Genomic DNA, 18,753 nt, shown 5'->3' on the forward strand with positions numbered 1-18,753 from the left:
GTTTAAATATTTTACATATTTACGAACTCGAGTATTTTTAGTGCAAGAAAAATTATTTAAACCATCTTAATATGGGCTGAAAAGTCTATCAAATCAGTATGCTTATTGTCAAGGCACGCTCACGCTATAAACCTTGACAACTGCATACCGATTCGAAAAGAAACAATTAGCCCTATTAAGAAAAAACAACTTAATATTTGCTGGAATTTTTACTTACCAACATAATTTGACGAAGAGCCAAATTCTAATTGTTCAACAAATCGGTTGAAGAACAAAAACGTTCACTCATACAAGTATTTTTATATCACTAAAAAACACGATTGTCTGTTATATCACTAGGAGAAGTCGTTCACCAAGATCATTTGGCGAAGAGCTTATTTTGTCTCAACCTATAGTTTACTGGTTTGCTTCACTTTTTTCTATAAAAAAATAATCGTGTTGGCGAACTTTTTTGTTCACCAACACGATTTATTGTACACCCGTAATATTTTTTATTTATCCACATATACACGATGAACACGTTGGGAAATACCGCATAGTATTTCATAGCCAATCGTTCCTATATTTACTGCTAAATCAGAAGCCGATTGATGTTGTCCAATGAGTTCTACTTTTGTACCTACTGGATATGGCTGACTTATTTTTATCATCATCTGATCCATGCACACAACACCGACAATATCACATTTTTCATGACCAATGTAAACACTTTGTTTACCTAAATCTCGACGCCAACCGTCTGCATAACCTAGTGGTAATGTTGCAATCCACTCGTCTTCTTTAGCGATGTATTTTGCACCATAACTTACAGCTTCGCCTCTTTTTAATTGATGCACATGAATAATTTCTGTTTCCAAAGATAGTATGGGTTTAATTGGTAGAGGCATAGGTAATGTAAAGTCTGAAGGGTTCAAACCGTACATAGCTATCCCAATACGCACAATATCAGAAAAATAATGGTTTCTCCATATACTCATGGCTGAATTTCCTAAATGTGTATATGTTGGTTGAATAGTCAAATAACTTAATAGATGCTGAAATTGTTCATATTGTTTCTGCACTCGGTTATCATCTTCACCATCGGCTGTTGCAAAATGCGTAAATACACCTTCTAATTGATAACATTCTGATTGCTCTAATTCGTGCATCAATCCTGTTATCTCCTCACCCGTTTTTAACCCTATCCTATTCATACCTGTGTCTAAAGCAACATGTATAGGTAATACGCCTTGAATCATATATGTTTTTGCTTGTTTTAAAAAGTCAAGAGAACTTACTGTTACACTAATGTGATTATCAACCATAAGTTGTGCAAATTTTGGATGTGTGATACCTAAAACTAAAATTGGTAAATGAATACCTGCCTGACGTAATTCAAGTGCCTCATCCAATACAGCAACGCAAAGCCCATCTACACCACATTGCTGGGCAACTCGTGCAATAGGTATTGCACCATGCCCATATCCGTCTGCCTTAACAACTGCATAAAATTTCTGTTTAGAATCTAAATGTTGCCTAATAAGTCGTATATTTTCTCTCAATTGGTCTAAATGGATAATTGCCTTAACTGGTCTATTTATCGCCTCTTTCATACTGCTCCTCCAAAATAACCTGTGCTGCTGCAACAGTTTGTGTATGTGTTATCGACACAAATATATGTCCTGAAAATTTTGAACATGTCATAATTGGTCTGTTCTTCGTGCCAGGTAAAACTTCTATATCATGAAAGGATACTGCACCAATACCTGTGCCAAAGGCTTTTGAAAATGCTTCTTTAGCAGCAAAACGACCAGCCAAAAATTCAATTTGTCTATGTTCACCTAATTCATGATACACCTGATATTCACGCTCTGTTAAAATTCTTTGGGCAAACTTTTCTGATTTTTTTCTTGCTTGTGCTATTCTATCTAATTCAATCACATCTAATCCAATGCCTACAATCATCTTGTATCTCCATAATCTTATTTGTACATCATTTTGCCTTATTTAATCATAATACCAATTTATCATATTATCAATAAACGATTTACTTTTTAAATGAATACCTACATACTCTTCATAAATAGCATCAATCATACGCCTCATTTCTAATTTAACTGGCGCAGATAATTGAATATCTCCAATCTGTTTAAAATGCATGTGTTCTAATTTTTGAATGATAAACATGGCATTAGCATCAATGTGCAAACGAAAATTATCTTTATCCCACTGTGTATGATGTAAAACACCACCATACTTGAAAGAAAAATCAAATGGTCCTTTCATTTGTCCTGTTATAACACAATGCTGAAGCTGTAATGTGACACCAAAAAAACGAATAATACGTAATTCAAACATCATCGTCACAATTTCTACATCAAGGTAACGGTTCAAGGCATCAAAAGCCTCTTTTAATAAATAGTAGATTTCTTTATGCACAATTTTATCATCTACTACAGCATCAGCTAAACCAACCATATAGCTAGCGTATGCTTGAACAAGCAAATCGTCTTGTGCTCGTTTCATATATGCCACTTGACGAGGTTCTTTTAAAAAGGACAATCCATTACGATTTATTTTACCGACCATCTCCACTTGAGAAAAAGGTAATAGTGCCATCTTTAGCGGATGTGACTGATTTTTATTGACTTGTCTAACAAAAAACATTTGTTTACCAAATTCTAACGTAAATATTTTAACAATCATATCTGTTTCTTTATAAGGTTGGGAAAATAAAATAATACCATGAAAACTGTCCTCAAACATCTTCTTACCCCTCCTTAATAAGATTCATATTACTCTTTATACTGTATTAATGCTCGTTTAGCTAATTGATCGGGTAACTGATTATCTTTTTGATGAAACCATTCAACAAAATACAAACGATAAAGTTCTAATAGAGGGAGAATCTGCTCTAAATAAGGATGTTGCCATTCTCCTTTAGCACTCTTTCGATTAAGAGCCTGTACAACAACTTTACTATCAGAATATAAACATAATGTCTCCTCATGTAAGTTTTGCTCTTTAATATCCATTAAAGCAACGCAAACGGCATAAAATTCTGCTTGATGATTATTTAGTCTGCTTTTTTTACCTTTAGAAACAGGGAATTGCTCTTTATCTTTATACAGTACATATCCAATGCCAATAGCTTTTCCGTTACTGGCTGCATCAACATATAATTTTATCATACATGCTCCTATAAAATCGGTGAGAATAATCTTGCAATTGCCTGCTTACATTTCCGCCATTTTGATTGTTGTTTAAAATAGTTTTCATCTGCTTTCAAACTATGAGATACATCTATCCAAAAATAGCTTTCCAATTCTTTAGCGATAGTTTCATTATATAAAAATGCAGATACTTCAAAATTTAATCTAAAGCTACGATAATCAAAATTAGCCGTCCCTACACTAGAAATTTGGCTATCAATAATAACAACTTTTGAATGAATAAACCCTTTTTCATATAAATACACATTTGCACCTAAAGATTGTAATATTTTAGCATAATATTCAGTTGCACGATACACAACCATGTGATCTGGTCTGTCTGGAATCATAATATATACTTGAATACCTGAGCGAATGGCAATACGTAAAGCGTCCATAACACTCTCATCTGGAATGAAATAGGGAGTTTGAATATAAATTGATTCTTTTGCCAAAGAAATCATTTTTACATACCCTAATTTGATATGTTCCCAGTCTTCATCTGGTCCACTCGACACAATTTGCATAGCGACATGCTCCCCATTCAACGATAAGTGTTTTACCTCTGGGAAATATGCCATTTGATAAGAACGTTGATCTTTTTCAGCTGCCGTAGCATTCCAGTCTACAAAAAAACGTGTTTGTAATGAATGAACAGCTTCTCCTTGAATACGTAAATGAGTATCTCTCCAATATCCTAATTTTCCTAAACCAATGTATTCATCACCAATATTGAATCCCCCAATATACCCAATTTTTCCGTCTATAACCACAATTTTACGATGATTACGATAATTCATGCGTAAATTAATAATTGGTATAGGCGAACCAAAAAATGGCATGGCTTTGCCGCCAGCTTTAGTTAACTTTTTAAAAAAATTAGGTTTCAATGTATTATTTCCCCAAGCATCATACAAGACTAAAACTTCTACACCTTGTTTGGCTTTCTCTGCTAACTCCCTCACGACACGTTTTCCCAAATCATCAGAATGAAAAATATAGTACTGCAAATGGATATGATGCTTAGCTTGTTGAATATCTTGAATTAAAGCATTAAATTTTTTTGTGCCATCAATAATAATATCTACTGTATTATACTGAGTATACAAAGCATCTTCAGAATTCAAGAATAGCGAAATCATCTCGTGTTCACTCCGATTATGTTTACTTCCTAAAGAACCATTTTTTAATAATTCTTGTTGTTCATCTGATGATATTTTAAGCCCTAAGCGCTCTTGATTTTTTAAATCAAAAATATTATCTTTGGAGATTTTTTTTCCAAAAAATAAATAGATAATTAGTCCGGCAACCGGTAAAAAAATCAAGACAATTAGCCATGCCCATGTTGATGATACGTCTCTTGTATCTCTAAAAACAACAACTAAGGCTAGTGTTATATGTATACATACAATTAACCAAATGATTGATTCCATACTAGCTCCTTTCTTATTCTCTACATTTTGATCTAATGGGCGGATTGAGGCATAAAATCATAAGGTGTGATATTATCCATACCTATCATAGGATCAATATGAAACATGGTATCTTCACTCAATATACGATCTGTTTGTTCAGTCTGTTCAAAGTCAACTTGATGTGATATTTGTCTATCTTTAGGCTGAGGTGTACCTGTATTGTCTATTTTATCAAATGCTTCATTATTTTGCACTAAGGTTTTTGACAATCCTGTTAATTTTTCACTCAATAACGTACAACGTGCTATTCCTTCATGCTCAATAGCATATTGAAATGCTTCAATTTCTCCACATAAAATTAATGATTTTTTACTACGTGTAAGCGCTGTGTATAGTAAATCTCTACGCAACATCCTACCATATTGCTTAACTAACGGTAAAATCACTAAAGGAAACTCACTTCCTTGTGCTTTATGAATTGAACAGCAATATGCCAATGTTAAATTATGCCATTCTGAACGTTTGTAACGTATTTGATTGCCATCAAATACCACAATTAATTCATCAACTTTATCCTCTGTTTCTTGTGCATAGAAAATAGCTTCGATTTCTCCAATATCTCCATTAAATACACTTTGTTCTGGTTGATTGACCAACTGTAATACTTTATCTCCAACACGGAAAATACGATCAAAATGTTCAACTTGTCGTTGTTTATCTTGCGTACGTGGATTTAATACGTCTTGAATAATCTGATTTAGATGATTAATTCCTGCTTGGCCTTTATACAAAGGTGCCAATACTTGAATATCTCGTAAGGAATAGCCACGTTCCTTTGCTTTTTCAACAATTTTTTGCACAATTTTTGGCACCTGTGCTGCACTTGCTTGAAAATACGACCGATCACTAAAATTAGTTGTAAAATCACTTGGCATATAACCGTCTTTAATATGATGAGCAAGTGTTACAATGGTAGAATGCTCGTCTTGTCGATAAATTTTAGTCAACTCTGTATACGGCACCATACCAGATTCGAGCAAATCATGAAGAACTTGTCCTGGACCAACTGAAGGAAGCTGATATTTATCTCCTACTAATAGCACTTGCATGCCGTAAGGAACAGCTTTCAAGACCCAATTCATCAGCCACGTGTCAACCATAGACATTTCATCAATAATCAAAAAACTCCCCTCTAATTCATTGATATACGTATCTTGTGTATGATTAGTATCTTGAGGATTTAAACCAATCCCTAACATACGATGCAACGTCATTGCAGCTAACCCTGTCAATTCTTTCATACGTTTAGCAGCTCTACCAGTAGGTGCTCCTAATAATATAGGACAGTGTTGATCACTAAACACATCTTGCTTTAAGAGTGTTATATCATTTAATCGGGCATACAACGCTACTATGCCATTAAGAACCGTTGTTTTCCCAGTACCCGGTCCTCCTGTTAAAATGGATAAAGGTGAACTAATAGCTTTTTTTATAGCATTTTTTTGTGCTTGACTATAAACAATCTGTAACTGTTTTTCAATGACTTCAATTTCTTTATCTAAGTCTACACTAGGATATTGTTTCTGTTCTTGTGATAAAATAGATTTAATAGCAGTCGCTATTCCTTCCTCTGCATAATATAAACTTGGTAAGGCGAATCGCCCATTATCCTCAATAATTATTCCAGTTCTTGCCATATCAAGCAATTCTTGAGTCAGTTCAACTTCATCAACCATTTCTTTACGCGATTTTTCTAATGTTACTATGGCATATTTTAATAATTCCGCACCACTATAATACGTATCTCCCTTAGCATAACTAAGCTCTTTTAATGTAAAATAAATGCCTCCACGTAATCTGTTCCGATGTTGCACAGAAAACCCTAACTGTTCTCCAATTTGATCAGCTTTAGCAAAACCAATTCCCTCAATATGTTCAACTAAACTATACGGATTTTCTTCGATAATTTGTATTGTTTTCTCCTGATAAAATTGAAATATACGATACGCTAGTACATCACTAAACCCATACTTAAACAGTTGAATAATCGTATGATTTTCTCCTTGCATGGCTTTGACTTGTTGGACAAGCATTTCTCTTTTTTGTACAGTTAATCCAGTAATCTCTTTCAATTTTGGAGAGTTTTGAACAATTTGGCTAATTGTGTCTGCACCAAAACATTCTACAATGCGTGTAGCCAAAACCTGCCCAATTCCTGGAAACTTATCACTAGATAAATAATGAATAAGTCCTTTTTCTGATGAAAGTGCTGATTGTGTATAGCTGGTCACTTGAAATTGTAATCCATACTTTGCATGTTCAACAAGTTGCCCGTGAAAGAGATACTCTGTTTCTGTATGTATTTGACCAAATGTTCCTGTTACAACAATATCATCTTGAGTATAACTAGTATCCGTTTGTGTAATACGTACCAATAATACTTTATAGAAATTAGTGTCATTTTGGAAATAAATACTTTCAACAACGCCTTTAATATACTCTTGACTCATCTATACACCTCCTAGTTTTTGTAATGCCACTTCTTATATCAGTTTATCTTATACATTCTTTTCACAATACATTATTTATTACACAATGAATGTATTAGAATAGTTTACCGCTACAATAATTAAATCTTCTGTTAACGGAACATCTATTGATAAGTTTGCTTGTAAATGATCAGAACGATCATATTTAATCCCTAATAAATTTAGTCCGTGTTTATGACGTAAATCTAATTCTCGGATAGTTTTGCCCACCCATTTTTCTGGAACGTTAAATTCAATAATTGACGTTTGTTCGTCTAATCGTAACATTTCCTCAATTTTTTTAGGTTTCAATAACTTAACTAACTGTTTTCCTGCATCTTTTTCAGGAGTAATGACCATGTCTACTCCTAAAGTATATAATACTGTTTCGACTATTTCACTTTGTGCCTTAGCAATGATATAAGGAACATTCAATTTCTTCACACTCATGACTGCTAGAACTGCACTTTCTAATTTAGTTCCCGTAGCAACAATCACTGCATCGCACTCTCCTACACCAATACTCTCCAATAGGTCAACATCTGTGAAATCACCAACAACTGCCTTAACAACATCATCTACAATAGCATCCACACATTTTTCATTTTGATCAACTACAATCACATCACACCCTTGCTCAGCAAGTTGCCTAGCTACAGTTTCTCCAAAAATACCTAATCCAAGTACAGCTACATTATTTATATTCAATTTCATGGTTTACCTCATCCAATTAAAATATCTGCTTGTGCATAACGCACATCTTTTTCTTTTTTACTGACAAAACTTAATAATACTGTCAATGCTCCTACACGACCAATAAACATTAACAACATAATGACAATTTTACCTAAAACACTTAAATCAGTTGTAATACCAGTGGTTACACCAACTGTTGCAATAGCACTAACTGCCTCAAACCATAAATCAATTGGATTTAAATGAGGATTACTCATTAATAATCCAGCATAACCTAATAATAAAGCACTAAAGAAAAAGACAATCATTGTTAATGCTTGCTTAATTGCCTTAGAAGAAATCGTACGGTAAGCAAACACAACATCATTTTTTCCTTTTAAAGTTGTTCTAACTAAAAAGATAATTAATGCAATCGTTGTAACTTTTAACCCTCCTGCTGTTCCACCCGGAGCACCACCTATTAACATGAGTAAAACAAAAATAAAATTCGTTAATGGTAAAGTCTTAGCATAATCTAATGTGGCAAACCCCGCCGTTCTCATTGTCACACTTTGAAAAAAACTTGCCAATACTTGTGTTCCTGTATCCATTTTGGCAAAGGTTTGCGAATTATGCAATTCTGATAAAAATGTAAATACTGTTCCTAAAACGATTAAACTGACTGTCATAACCAATACAATTTTAGCATGTACACTTAGTGATTTCCAAATAGTTGGTTTGTACTGTCTATGGATAAACATTTCCCTAACTTTTTGATACAGTTCATACCAAACTAAAAATCCTAAGCCACCGCTAATAATTAATGCCGCCACAACTCCATTAACCAAAGGGTTACTGATAAACATTTGCAAACTATTTCCACCTAAATTATCAAAACCGGCATTACAAAATGCAGAAACAGCCGTAAATAGTGCGTTAAAAATGCCTTTAAACACTCCATAACGTGGAATAAAATCAATCATCAATAGCAATGAGGCAAAACTTTCCACAATAAATGTCACTTGGTACACTTTTACTAAATAATGTTTAATATTTTTAGCTGAATTAAGATTGAGTGAATCTTGCAATAAATAGTGGTTCTTTAAGGAGAGTTTTTCACCTAAACTAAATACAAAAAACGTCATTACTGTAATCCAACCTAGCCCACCAATTTGCATTAAACACATACAAATAATCTGTCCAAACGTGTTATACACATCTCCAACTGACAATACACTAAGCCCCGTCACACTAACCATAGACGTTGCGGTAAATAAATGATGAAAAAATGGTGTCTGCTCTCGTCCAGTTTGAGAAATTGGCAAAGAGAGTATGCACGCTCCTAAAAGAATAACCATTCCAAATCCGAACACAATTTTTTGCGTATTAGATAGTCGCTTGATGAACGCCATAGTTTCCTCCAATCTACATTCTCTATTATAACTTTCCTTATTTTAATATATTTCTACATAAATTGATAGTTTTATCTTTAATAAACACGGCAATCATAAATAGAATAATTATCTATTAGACATTTTTCTTCTAAATTTTACAATATTACTCACACATTCTTAACTGTTCCACATGTCTATATTTATTCACATCTATTGTCCATAAATAAACTCAATCTTGTCTGTTTGCTTAATCATTGCCTTATAAAGATTCACAAAGCATCTAACGGTATTGAGTAGCGAAATGATACGTTTCAAACTATTTTTAGTGTATAACAAACCCTATTGGTAAACAAAAACGTTCACTAACACAATTAACTAAGAAAAACAGCTCACCAACACGATTGTTTTTTATCACTAAAGTACATGTATCAACATCAATTTGATGTAAACCTGTTATTTTTTTATGCGTATTAGATGTTAACTTATATTGATTGGTTATGTCTTTAGAGAAAGTCAACTTCACACTCTCACTTCAAAACGAGTTATCTTTGTATAGCTAAAAGAAGCTAGGTACCCTTACACCTAACTTCTTTAAATTCATATATTTGCGTATTCCCTTTTCAAATCTTCACCAACATCATGTCGTATAAATCGTTGAAGCTGTGGCAATCAAATGCCATTGATTTGCTGTAGTGGCTACATATCCTCTATCTTTATAAAAATCATTATACGGCAAAATAGCTACCTCTAATTCATCAATCTGAATCAATTTTCCAGCAATATACAATTCAATACGTTCTATTGCTCGTTCAATTCTTGCTTGTAAACCACCTAAACGAATATCAATCGTATCCAACCCAAACACTTTATTTTCATGCAACCATTGATATGAGTAAATGGAACGAAACTCTCTCAATAGCTGATGTAAATAACGCAATTGTTCAATATGTTCTCTTAATGCTTGTATGTCTTTAGCATGATATGAAGCACGAATATCGTGAGAAACCCTCGCTTTAATGGCTAAAATTTGACAAAGTTTGGCTTGTGTATCAAATAAGTAACTCCATTCAGTTCCTTGCTGAGCAATCGTAGAAAGAGTTTTTGCTGACTCTTCAAAATGCTTAGCATCCTTTTCATGATCGATATGCTTATCTAAGAGTGGGCACAAAACATCTTGATACAAAATATAACGTCCGGGATTAATACCACTTGTTTCTCGTGGATTACTTGGTGTTAAATTCGCTAAGTCTAGTGTTAAAAACCGCTCTACAGCCAAACCATGAATGGTTTCAAAATGTTGTGCAAAGTTCTCTAAGCCATTAGTATATTGATACTCCGCCCATGCTTGTAAACTGGGTAAGACAGAAAAGGCTGAACACTCTCCACCATTATCTCCCCAACCTGTAACACTCACATGTTTTACTTGATAACGTAGACATGCTTGATGAGCGCACGGAGCAATTTTTAAACTAAATTCATTATCTGGTGTGTAGCCAATCCATTTCCATACACCACCTGCAAAAGCAATATTTTCTGAAGTAATCTGTCTGTGTTTTTCAAATTTTTGGGCATAATTTTCTTCTGTCGTTTGATAGTAATCCCAATAAATTAACTCCACTCGTGTTTTTAATTTATCTAAATAAACTCTTGTGTCCTCATCTATAGTTAAATCGCCATCATAGTTTTTAGAAGCAGTCAATAATTGGAAGAACATGTCACTCCACATGCTACATTTAAACCCATATTTATCGGCAATATCCAATACTCGTTCTAAATGCTGACACATGAGTAAACTACGATTTTGATACCCATGTTCATTCAAATATCGTCCTAGACCGACTAAGTGAGCCTCGTCCATTCCAATATTGACACAACGTGTTTTTAAATGCGACAATGTTTCAAACATTTTATCAATGAGTGTATAGACTTCTTGATTACCAATCAATAGAATATCGTCAACATCACGTTTTATTTGTATGTCATGAATACTCCATTTTACATAAGCACTCAAATGAGCTAATGTTTGAATACATGGAATAAATGACATACCGTAACTTTCTGTTTCAATTTCAATATCTTTTAACTCATCAATCGTATATCGTCCTCTAAAATATCCAAAATATGCCTCGTCACGTAATTCATAGGTATCTTCCATATACAATTGAAAATTAGAGTATCCCATTAACGCTAATAATTGAATTAAACGTTTAGATGCTCTTGGTGTAATCACAGCATTTCTCGAAGCATCAAGCATATATCCTAACTCTTGATAGGCAGGCTCTTGCTTAATATTTAATTTTTTTTGACCTTTTTTTAATTGTGTCTTCAAATGTGTTAATGCTCTGAAAATCATATACTCTTTTTCATAAAAAATCGTGTATATGCCATTATCGCCTACAATGCGAAATCCTAAATCACAACTTTTTTCAAACTGTAGCTGACAATCTGTTAACCTTAGATACTCTACACAGCTCTTGACACGTTTATTCAACTCATCTGTTATTCCATTTATTACCATCGTCGTCACCTCTATGTCTATTCCAAATTCTAAAAGAATCTCCCTATTCTTTTCATAGCAAACGATAACTTCCTTTTATTAATATTACATGTGCCTACGGTAATTCCTATTTATTATAAAGCCTCACACGTTACACCGTTCCCTCTTAGTGTTGTAAAGTATTCATATATGCACCAACTAAATTAGCATCTTTAGTATGTGTACATGCTTTAATCAATGGAATCTCTGGAAAATCATCATGATAAAGTGTTGATAGACGTTGTAATTCTTGTTTAACACGTGAAATAAAGTCTGGATTTTGACTAATTGACCCACCAATATAAATAATTTCCGGATCAAAACAATAATAAATATTCAATAAGCCTACAGCAAAATGATGAACCATTGTACAAATAGCATCTTGACAAAGCTTATCTCCATTTTGAGCACACTCGAAAATTTTCTTTCCATTCCATTCCTCATTCGTATCTTTAGCCTGTGCTTTAACTGCTCGCACCAGACTTCCCGTTGATGCTAATTGTGACCAATTTTTTATCGGTGTAGATACTCCGTTAATCATCATATAACCAAATTCTCCACCATAAGATTTTTTCCCTCTGACTAATTGACGATTAATAATTAGCGCTCCACCTATTCCTGTTCCACATACCACACACGCACAATTTTCAGTGACTTCATCAACGGCTAGCTCACTTAACCCAACACAATTTGCGTCATTTTCTAAATAAACTGGCACGTTGTGATGTTCTAATAATGCATACCAAGATACTCCGTGAATGTATGGAATGGCACTCAATCCTTGAATTTCTCCACTTACTCGATCGACTGCACCTGGAACACTAATTGAAATAGCACGAATATGATAACTTGTTATTTTATTATTCATCCATTCTAATAAGTCTTTTCTGGATTTAGGAGTAGCAATATCCTCTCTAGTTTCCACCTGTTTATTTGTTCCAATTAGTCCAAACTTTACACTCGTTCCACCAATATCAAAACACGCAACAGTCATACCCCTACCTCCTATAAAATATCTGTTCTAATCTCTTGTGGTGCGATCTCTGATCCAAGTTTACCAATCGGTTCTTCTAACAAGTTAACAGATTCTCTACTTTCTGAGTGCAATCCAATTTCTTCATTAGATAGATTATAATAACGTAATAAAATGTGTTCACTTTCTTCTGCACGTTTTAAAGATGTTCCACATAATTCTGGAATATCTAAAGATGCATGGTTTGTGTAAACGCCATTAGCCTCTATAGAACCGTCATGTTGATACGCTTGTTTAGCAAACAAATCTGTTTGGAATGCTTTTGCACGTTTAATTGCATGATAATCATCACTTCTATTGTGCCATTCCATTGCATACTCAGCAACACATTCTCGTAAGCATTGTGCTTCTGGTGTTGGGAAATATCCCCAATCTCCTAACTCTCCTGTACTACGTAAAATTGTTAAAGCAATCTCTTGGTTATTCAAAATTTCGTATTCATGCAATCCACGGCTTGATACAGTTAACGCTAAGTCGTCTTGACGTAAGGACACAAACGAACGATGTCTTTGTGGATTTGTTGGGTTTTGCCAAGATTTTGCAACGTGGTTGTTTCTCTCAACTGTTTCATAAATACTATCCGATACATTTGTTTCTGAAGTAATCGGTGTTTTAAATATCACTCGAATACGATGATCTTTAGCCGTATTAGAAAATACTGTCTTGAATTGCACTTGCGGACTATTTTGATATAGAGTTATAAATGTTTTCAACTCTATTGTGTCATATTCTTTACTGCGTTTTGCTTGTCTATCTTTAAATTCAATAATTTGTTTTTGTTCTTGCTCTAATAAATCCTCAGCACTGACTGGAATATGAAGATGATGTGTTAATGTTGCTAATGTCACATCTTTACTCTGATAAGTAAGTGTCAAGTCCGTTGCCTTAGCAAAAATAGGTTCTTCTCCTTTTGGTGCCATGTAAATGTATTCATTTCCAATATCTCCAGTATCTTCAAAACGTAAGAAATCTTTTTGAACTTCTTGTGTCTGTTTATTGGTCAAAGATAATGTACCGTCTGTTGCTAATTCTATACGTACATACGGATTTTCTAAAACATCTTTCTGTTGTGAATTAACTGGTTCACACTCAATAGGTCTAATATCATACGTTTGCCAAGAAAATGGTGCCATATCAGATACAACAAAACGAACTTTGACTTGACGTGAAAATGTAGCACTACGGAAAGCATCTTTTGGCAACTCATAATGGAATTGTACGCCTAAATCTTCAATTTTCGACTCAACTTTTTCCCCATTACAATAAAGTGCCAAATGAGGTATAGGTAATGCTTCCATTTCCTTATAATGTTGTGCTAATTTTCCATCTCTAAAATCAACTTTATCTAAAATAACATTTGCCTCAACTAATTGCGTTTTATAGAAAGGTGTTGTATTCATAACAGTAATTAAATGTTCACCTAACTGTTGTGTATTCAATTGTTTTTCAAAACGGTCGAAACTACGATGCGCTAAAAAGTTTGCAACTTGCTCCACTTTTTCAAAACGTGTTTCCATTTCACGATGGACCTCATCTACACTACACCCACAAATACTATCATGAGGCGCATTTTCCAATAATAGTTTCCATGCATAACGTAATTCATCTATTGGATAATCATCTCGTGTCATAACTGCCATTGGTTCAACGACTTGTTCTAGTAATTTACTAGCTCTATCATTGGCTTGTTTTAAATAAATACGTGAAGATGCTGTATTAGTCAGTGTATACCATCCGTCAGTTTCTTGACTAGTTAATTCTCCGTATACGGCACTTAAATCTTCTGGTAATTCTTCTTTTACTGCTTTAACATACTCATCAAAATTGCTATGAACAAAATCGATGTCTGGATATAATTTTTTAGCCACTTGAATTGCTTTAGATAAATCTTTTTGAACAGGTTGATGATCACAACCGTTCATTAATAAATAATGCTTAGTAGACGCATACGCTCGAACATCGGCTAACTTTTTCTCCCAAAATACTTTAGCGTCCTCTTCATTACTTGGAATTTCATTTCCATTACTGTACCAATTTGCAAATAAAATTCCTAACACTTGACTACCGTCTGCTCCAATCCAATTCATTTCTGAAAATTGGGATTGGAATTTTTCATCTTCTAATACTTGGTTATCAAACCCTACAGGTTTAACTCCACGTCCAAAAAAAGCTACATCAATTCCAGCTTGTTTTAATAATTGTGGCACTTGTCCAACATTTCCAAACGTATCTGGATAATATCCAATTTTTGGTGGTGTCCCCCATTTTTTACTTTCAATATGCCCAAGCAATGTATTTCGCATATTTGCTTCACTACTAATCAAAAAGTCATCTTGTAAAATAAAGAATGGACCTATTTTTAATTTTCCTTCTTGAATATAGCGATATAATTTTTCACGATTTTGCGGTCGAATTTCTAAATAGTCGTCCAATACGATTGTTTGTCCATCTAAATGGAAACTTTTAAACTCAGGATCTTTTTCAAATAACTCAAATAAATCATCAAAAAGTTCCACTAAACGCATACGGTGTTCTTCCCATGGTAAATACCATTCACGATCCCAATGGCTGTGTGAAATAATATGTACAGTTTCTTTTGTCATGTTTATACCTCCACTCTTAAATCATAATAGTCTAAAACTAATTCACAAAACATCATATTTGCCCAAGAGAACCATTCACGAGAATATTTTGTTGGATCATCTACATGGAAACTTTCATGCATAACACCTGTTCCTCCATCGCAGGCAACCATTAAATCTAATAAACGTTTTTTCTCTGCTTTGTCATGTGTTGTCAATCCTTGAATTGCTAAGGCAATTGGCCAAATATAACGGTAAAATGTATGGCTACTTCCTAATCCTTCAGCATATTTTCCTGTGTAATAATATGGATTTTCTTCGCTTAATATTGTTCGACGTGTCGCTTGGTAAATTGGATCATCAATCGTACAGTATCCTAAATACGGTGCAGCTAACAAACTTGGTACATTTGGATCGTCCATAATAAGTTGATTGCCTAATCCGTCCACTTCAAAAGCAAAAATTGTCTCGCCGTCTTTATTTTTAGTCAATCCATACGTTTGTATTCCTTGATGAATGTCATGACGCAATTGCAAAGCAGTCTGTTTTAACTGAGGATACTCATCATCTTGTGGATATTCATCTAAAATCGTTTGAATATAATCTAAAACAACTACAGCAAACATATTTGACGGAATTAAATAAGAATATATACACGCATCATCGCTCGGTCTAAAACCAGACCATGTCATACCTGTGTATGCACAAATAGGTCCTCTTCCTTTTCTTGATAATGTATCTTCTTTTCTATCTGTATCTCTTTGGAATGTATACGTTGAATTATCTTCGTGATGCTGTTCAGTTTGCCACGTCTTTACAATCACATCAATTGCTTTAAAGAAATCCGCTGTAAAATGGCTATCATCTCCTGTAACTTTCCAATATAAATACGCTAATTGGACGGGATAGCACAATGAATCGATTTCGTATTTTCTCTCCCAAATCCACCCTGTCAATTCCGTATGGTCACTGGCGTGATGTCCTTTAAAATTATCGGCTTCATTAAATGCATTTGCATAAGGGTCATGTAAAACGAACGCAAACTGACGTGCGATTAATCCCTTAATAGTTTGTCTTAACTGTTCGTCCTCTTTAGCTAAGAAAAGATATGGTTTAATTTGTGCTGTAGAATCTCTCAACCACATGGCTGGAATATCACCAGTTAGTACAAAGCTAGTACCATCATCTAAAATTTTAATCGTTTTATCTAATGTATCTGTAAAGCAAGTTTCAAAAACTTTTCTCCATGCAGGATTATCTTCTATTTTTTCAAAAATACGATCTAACCAAATCTGAGTTGTTTCTTTTGTATAAATCATGAAAGTTCTCCTTTTCTAATACACCACATCATAAATATCTCTACATAATGGGCGATAGTTCACCAAATATAAAATTTGTATTTACCTATAGTTTAAAAAACTTCTTCAATAATTCATATACACAAATTAAGTCACTTTCTCTTGTAAGTATAGGTATCTGCAAAAATGTGGCACTATTGCTTACGTATCAACACTTTTTATAAAATGATATATCAGTATCTAGCGTAAAATATACTTAAAAGGTGTACAAAAAAGCTCATAAAAAATAACATGCAAGCGAGAGATTACCTCAAATTTTTTGAAAGTTTTTTTATTGCAAAAAATCCCTAGCCAAAGGCTAGGGGTTCTTTATAGTTCTTCAATTTTATACGTTTTTTCACCTAATGTGAATTGTGTACTTTCTTTTGGTGCTTGTCCCAAAGTTTCCCACGCTTCGACAATATCCTGTTCCAACACCCAACCAATTGCCACGTTGTTTGTTGCTAAACGGTACGCACGTTTAGAGTGGGATTGTTGCACGTCCATTTTCCCTGTAATAGTATATGTGTTTCCAAGGACTAATGGATTGATTGGTTTTCCATTTTGGTAGTGTGTGGCATGCTTGGATACTTTTACGTCTTGCCCCTCTGTTAAGGCTCTAAAACTTTGTGGAAAGTCAACGCTTGAGCGTGTGTTCTGATGTTCCTCTTGTGGAGTGGGTTGTTGCACTACTTTTCCTGTAATGGCTTCTACAAATTGTCTAGCAATATCATCTAAATATTTTGAAAATATCGCCATATCTTCCGAATTGTCCACAAAACAACATTCCACTAACCGATAATTGTACCCACATGTTGCTGATACACTCATATTATATAAGTTATCTCTTTTCTTAATGCCACGATTGACAAAATATTTAGCTAAGATAGCCAATAATGCATTGTCTAAATCATCAGCATTATATTCATGCCAAATGAGTACCTCACACCCTTTGGCTTGCCCATTAAATGCGTTTAAGTGCAATTCTGTAATGCTTTCGTATCCACTATAGGTATTGATATTCCGATGTTCATATACGTTCTGTTCTGTAATGTATTCAATATCCGTATGGTTATAGTGTGACATTGCCGTTGCCAAACGTCTTACCCATTCTGCTTCTGTTCCATTTGACCCAATCGCTCCGGGGTCATAACTCCCATTAGGATTTTTTCCATGTCCACAAATGACTAAATGTTTTGCCATGCTCTCACTTTCCTTTTCTTTATCGTATTGTGTTAAATTGTATTTTTCTATAAGTTCTATTAACTTACTCCCATAGCCACTATCTGTAGCATACAAGCCCGTTAATGCTTGTGCTTGCTCTTTATACCCTTTGGCATGTATCACGCTAGAATAGTGGTTTTTTCGCCATTCTGTAGACGTGATAAAATGGCTATGGTCTTTAACAAATTCCTCAATGCTAGCATACTTTCTAAATGCTGAACGTTCAGACGTGACCACACCATTATACTCTTCATTTGAGTATTTAACGTGTGTACTACCAGTCCACTCTTTGCTGGCTTTAATACCAGCAAAATTATTAGCTTCTCTAGCTAGTTCAGACTGCCCCCAACTGCTCTCTAAAATAGCTTGAGCAATGCGTATGGACGGCAATAAAACAGACGGCACATTTTGGTATAATGTTGCCATTTTTGAAATAAATGTGTTATCCATATAGCCTCCTTTTTGAATATGAAAAAAGACTAGCAAGTTTATGCTAATCTTTAATTCATTAGTATAATTTAATACCTTTCATATTTAGCCTGCGATATAATCACGGCATCCGTAATTTCACAATTTAACCCCTCACGATAAACTGTATCCCAAGGTCCATTTTTAGAATGCGTATATTCAATCAACTCTTTACCCGTTAAATTTCCGTACTGTTTAACAACATAAAATAGAGTGTGAATTACATCTTCACTGTATTGGACCAACATCATTCTTCCAATAGCCTGTGGCAATGCAATGTCCTCCAAAACATACGTCTCATCATCTTCCATTTTTATTGAACTTGAACCGAATTCTTTAAATTGACGATACATTTCTTCAACAACAGGAC

General features: G+C 34.1%; 14 protein-coding genes. All 14 read right to left on the minus strand.

What is annotated here, in order from left to right:
* Nucleotides 1-491: 491 nt before the first annotated feature.
* Complete coding sequence (gene alr, locus E4T68_RS06185) at nt 492-1,592, minus strand: alanine racemase (protein ID WP_135125174.1); 1,101 nt, start codon at nt 1,590-1,592, stop codon at nt 492-494.
* A complete protein-coding gene (gene acpS / locus E4T68_RS06190; protein ID WP_135125176.1) occupies nt 1,573-1,944 on the minus strand; it encodes a holo-ACP synthase in 372 nt (123 codons plus the stop codon). The genes alr and acpS overlap by 20 nt, the downstream gene beginning before the upstream one ends.
* 42 nt (nt 1,945-1,986) lie before the next feature.
* Nucleotides 1,987-2,745 (minus strand): DNA repair protein RecO, encoded by a 759-nt coding sequence (gene recO / locus E4T68_RS06195; RefSeq protein WP_135125179.1) that lies wholly within the window; start codon nt 2,743-2,745, stop codon nt 1,987-1,989.
* 29 nt (nt 2,746-2,774) lie between these two features.
* Entirely contained in the window at nt 2,775-3,170 is a 396-nt protein-coding gene (locus E4T68_RS06200; RefSeq protein WP_135125182.1) for an RNase H family protein, read from the minus strand.
* Nucleotides 3,171-3,178: 8 nt separating this feature from the next.
* Nucleotides 3,179-4,624, minus strand: a complete 1,446-nt coding sequence (gene cls, locus E4T68_RS06205; RefSeq protein ID WP_135125184.1) for a cardiolipin synthase — start codon at nt 4,622-4,624, stop codon at nt 3,179-3,181.
* A gap of 32 nt (nt 4,625-4,656) precedes the next feature.
* Nucleotides 4,657-7,116 (minus strand): ATP-dependent RecD-like DNA helicase, encoded by a 2,460-nt coding sequence (locus E4T68_RS06210; protein ID WP_135125187.1) that lies wholly within the window; start codon nt 7,114-7,116, stop codon nt 4,657-4,659.
* Nucleotides 7,117-7,194: 78 nt separating this feature from the next.
* Nucleotides 7,195-7,848 carry a TrkA family potassium uptake protein gene (locus E4T68_RS06215; protein WP_135125189.1) on the minus strand — a complete coding sequence of 218 codons (654 nt, stop codon included), beginning with the start codon at nt 7,846-7,848 and terminating at the stop codon, nt 7,195-7,197.
* 8 nt (nt 7,849-7,856) lie between these two features.
* Nucleotides 7,857-9,221 (minus strand): TrkH family potassium uptake protein, encoded by a 1,365-nt coding sequence (locus E4T68_RS06220; protein ID WP_135125192.1) that lies wholly within the window; start codon nt 9,219-9,221, stop codon nt 7,857-7,859.
* Between the two features lie 619 nt (nt 9,222-9,840).
* Complete coding sequence (locus E4T68_RS06225; RefSeq protein ID WP_135125194.1) at nt 9,841-11,721, minus strand: beta-N-acetylhexosaminidase; 1,881 nt, start codon at nt 11,719-11,721, stop codon at nt 9,841-9,843.
* A gap of 145 nt (nt 11,722-11,866) precedes the next feature.
* Nucleotides 11,867-12,733, minus strand: coding sequence for an ROK family protein (locus tag E4T68_RS06230; protein ID WP_135125196.1), 867 nt, complete (start codon nt 12,731-12,733; stop codon nt 11,867-11,869).
* A gap of 11 nt (nt 12,734-12,744) precedes the next feature.
* Nucleotides 12,745-15,375, minus strand: a complete 2,631-nt coding sequence (locus tag E4T68_RS06235) for an alpha-mannosidase (protein WP_135125198.1) — start codon at nt 15,373-15,375, stop codon at nt 12,745-12,747.
* Between the two features lie 2 nt (nt 15,376-15,377).
* Nucleotides 15,378-16,673 carry a glycoside hydrolase family 125 protein gene (locus E4T68_RS06240; protein ID WP_135125200.1) on the minus strand — a complete coding sequence of 432 codons (1,296 nt, stop codon included), beginning with the start codon at nt 16,671-16,673 and terminating at the stop codon, nt 15,378-15,380.
* Between the two features lie 348 nt (nt 16,674-17,021).
* Nucleotides 17,022-18,365, minus strand: a complete 1,344-nt coding sequence (locus tag E4T68_RS06245) for a glucosaminidase domain-containing protein (protein ID WP_228099261.1) — start codon at nt 18,363-18,365, stop codon at nt 17,022-17,024.
* Nucleotides 18,366-18,433: 68 nt separating this feature from the next.
* On the minus strand, nt 18,434-18,753 hold a 320-nt coding region (locus tag E4T68_RS06250), incomplete at its 5' end, for a type II toxin-antitoxin system antitoxin SocA domain-containing protein (RefSeq protein WP_135125201.1).

The organism is Granulicatella sp. WM01 (assembly GCF_004570605.1).
GTDB lineage: Bacteria > Bacillota > Bacilli > Lactobacillales > Aerococcaceae > WM01.

Bases quoted from the DNA above. Each gene is read 5' to 3' on its own strand.
- alr (WP_135125174.1), bottom strand. From the start codon at position 1,592: ATGAAAGAGGCGATAAATAGACCAGTTAAGGCAATTATCCATTTAGAC.
- E4T68_RS06230 (WP_135125196.1), bottom strand. From the start codon at position 12,733: ATGACTGTTGCGTGTTTTGATATTGGTGGAACGAGTGTAAAGTTTGGA.
- E4T68_RS06215 (WP_135125189.1), bottom strand. From the start codon at position 7,848: ATGAAATTGAATATAAATAATGTAGCTGTACTTGGATTAGGTATTTTT.
- recO (WP_135125179.1), bottom strand. From the start codon at position 2,745: ATGTTTGAGGACAGTTTTCATGGTATTATTTTATTTTCCCAACCTTAT.
- E4T68_RS06225 (WP_135125194.1), bottom strand. From the start codon at position 11,721: ATGGTAATAAATGGAATAACAGATGAGTTGAATAAACGTGTCAAGAGC.
- E4T68_RS06245 (WP_228099261.1), bottom strand. From the start codon at position 18,365: ATGGATAACACATTTATTTCAAAAATGGCAACATTATACCAAAATGTG.
- cls (WP_135125184.1), bottom strand. From the start codon at position 4,624: ATGGAATCAATCATTTGGTTAATTGTATGTATACATATAACACTAGCC.
- E4T68_RS06200 (WP_135125182.1), bottom strand. From the start codon at position 3,170: ATGATAAAATTATATGTTGATGCAGCCAGTAACGGAAAAGCTATTGGC.
- E4T68_RS06235 (WP_135125198.1), bottom strand. From the start codon at position 15,375: ATGACAAAAGAAACTGTACATATTATTTCACACAGCCATTGGGATCGT.
- E4T68_RS06240 (WP_135125200.1), bottom strand. From the start codon at position 16,673: ATGATTTATACAAAAGAAACAACTCAGATTTGGTTAGATCGTATTTTT.
- acpS (WP_135125176.1), bottom strand. From the start codon at position 1,944: ATGATTGTAGGCATTGGATTAGATGTGATTGAATTAGATAGAATAGCA.
- E4T68_RS06210 (WP_135125187.1), bottom strand. From the start codon at position 7,116: ATGAGTCAAGAGTATATTAAAGGCGTTGTTGAAAGTATTTATTTCCAA.
- E4T68_RS06220 (WP_135125192.1), bottom strand. From the start codon at position 9,221: ATGGCGTTCATCAAGCGACTATCTAATACGCAAAAAATTGTGTTCGGA.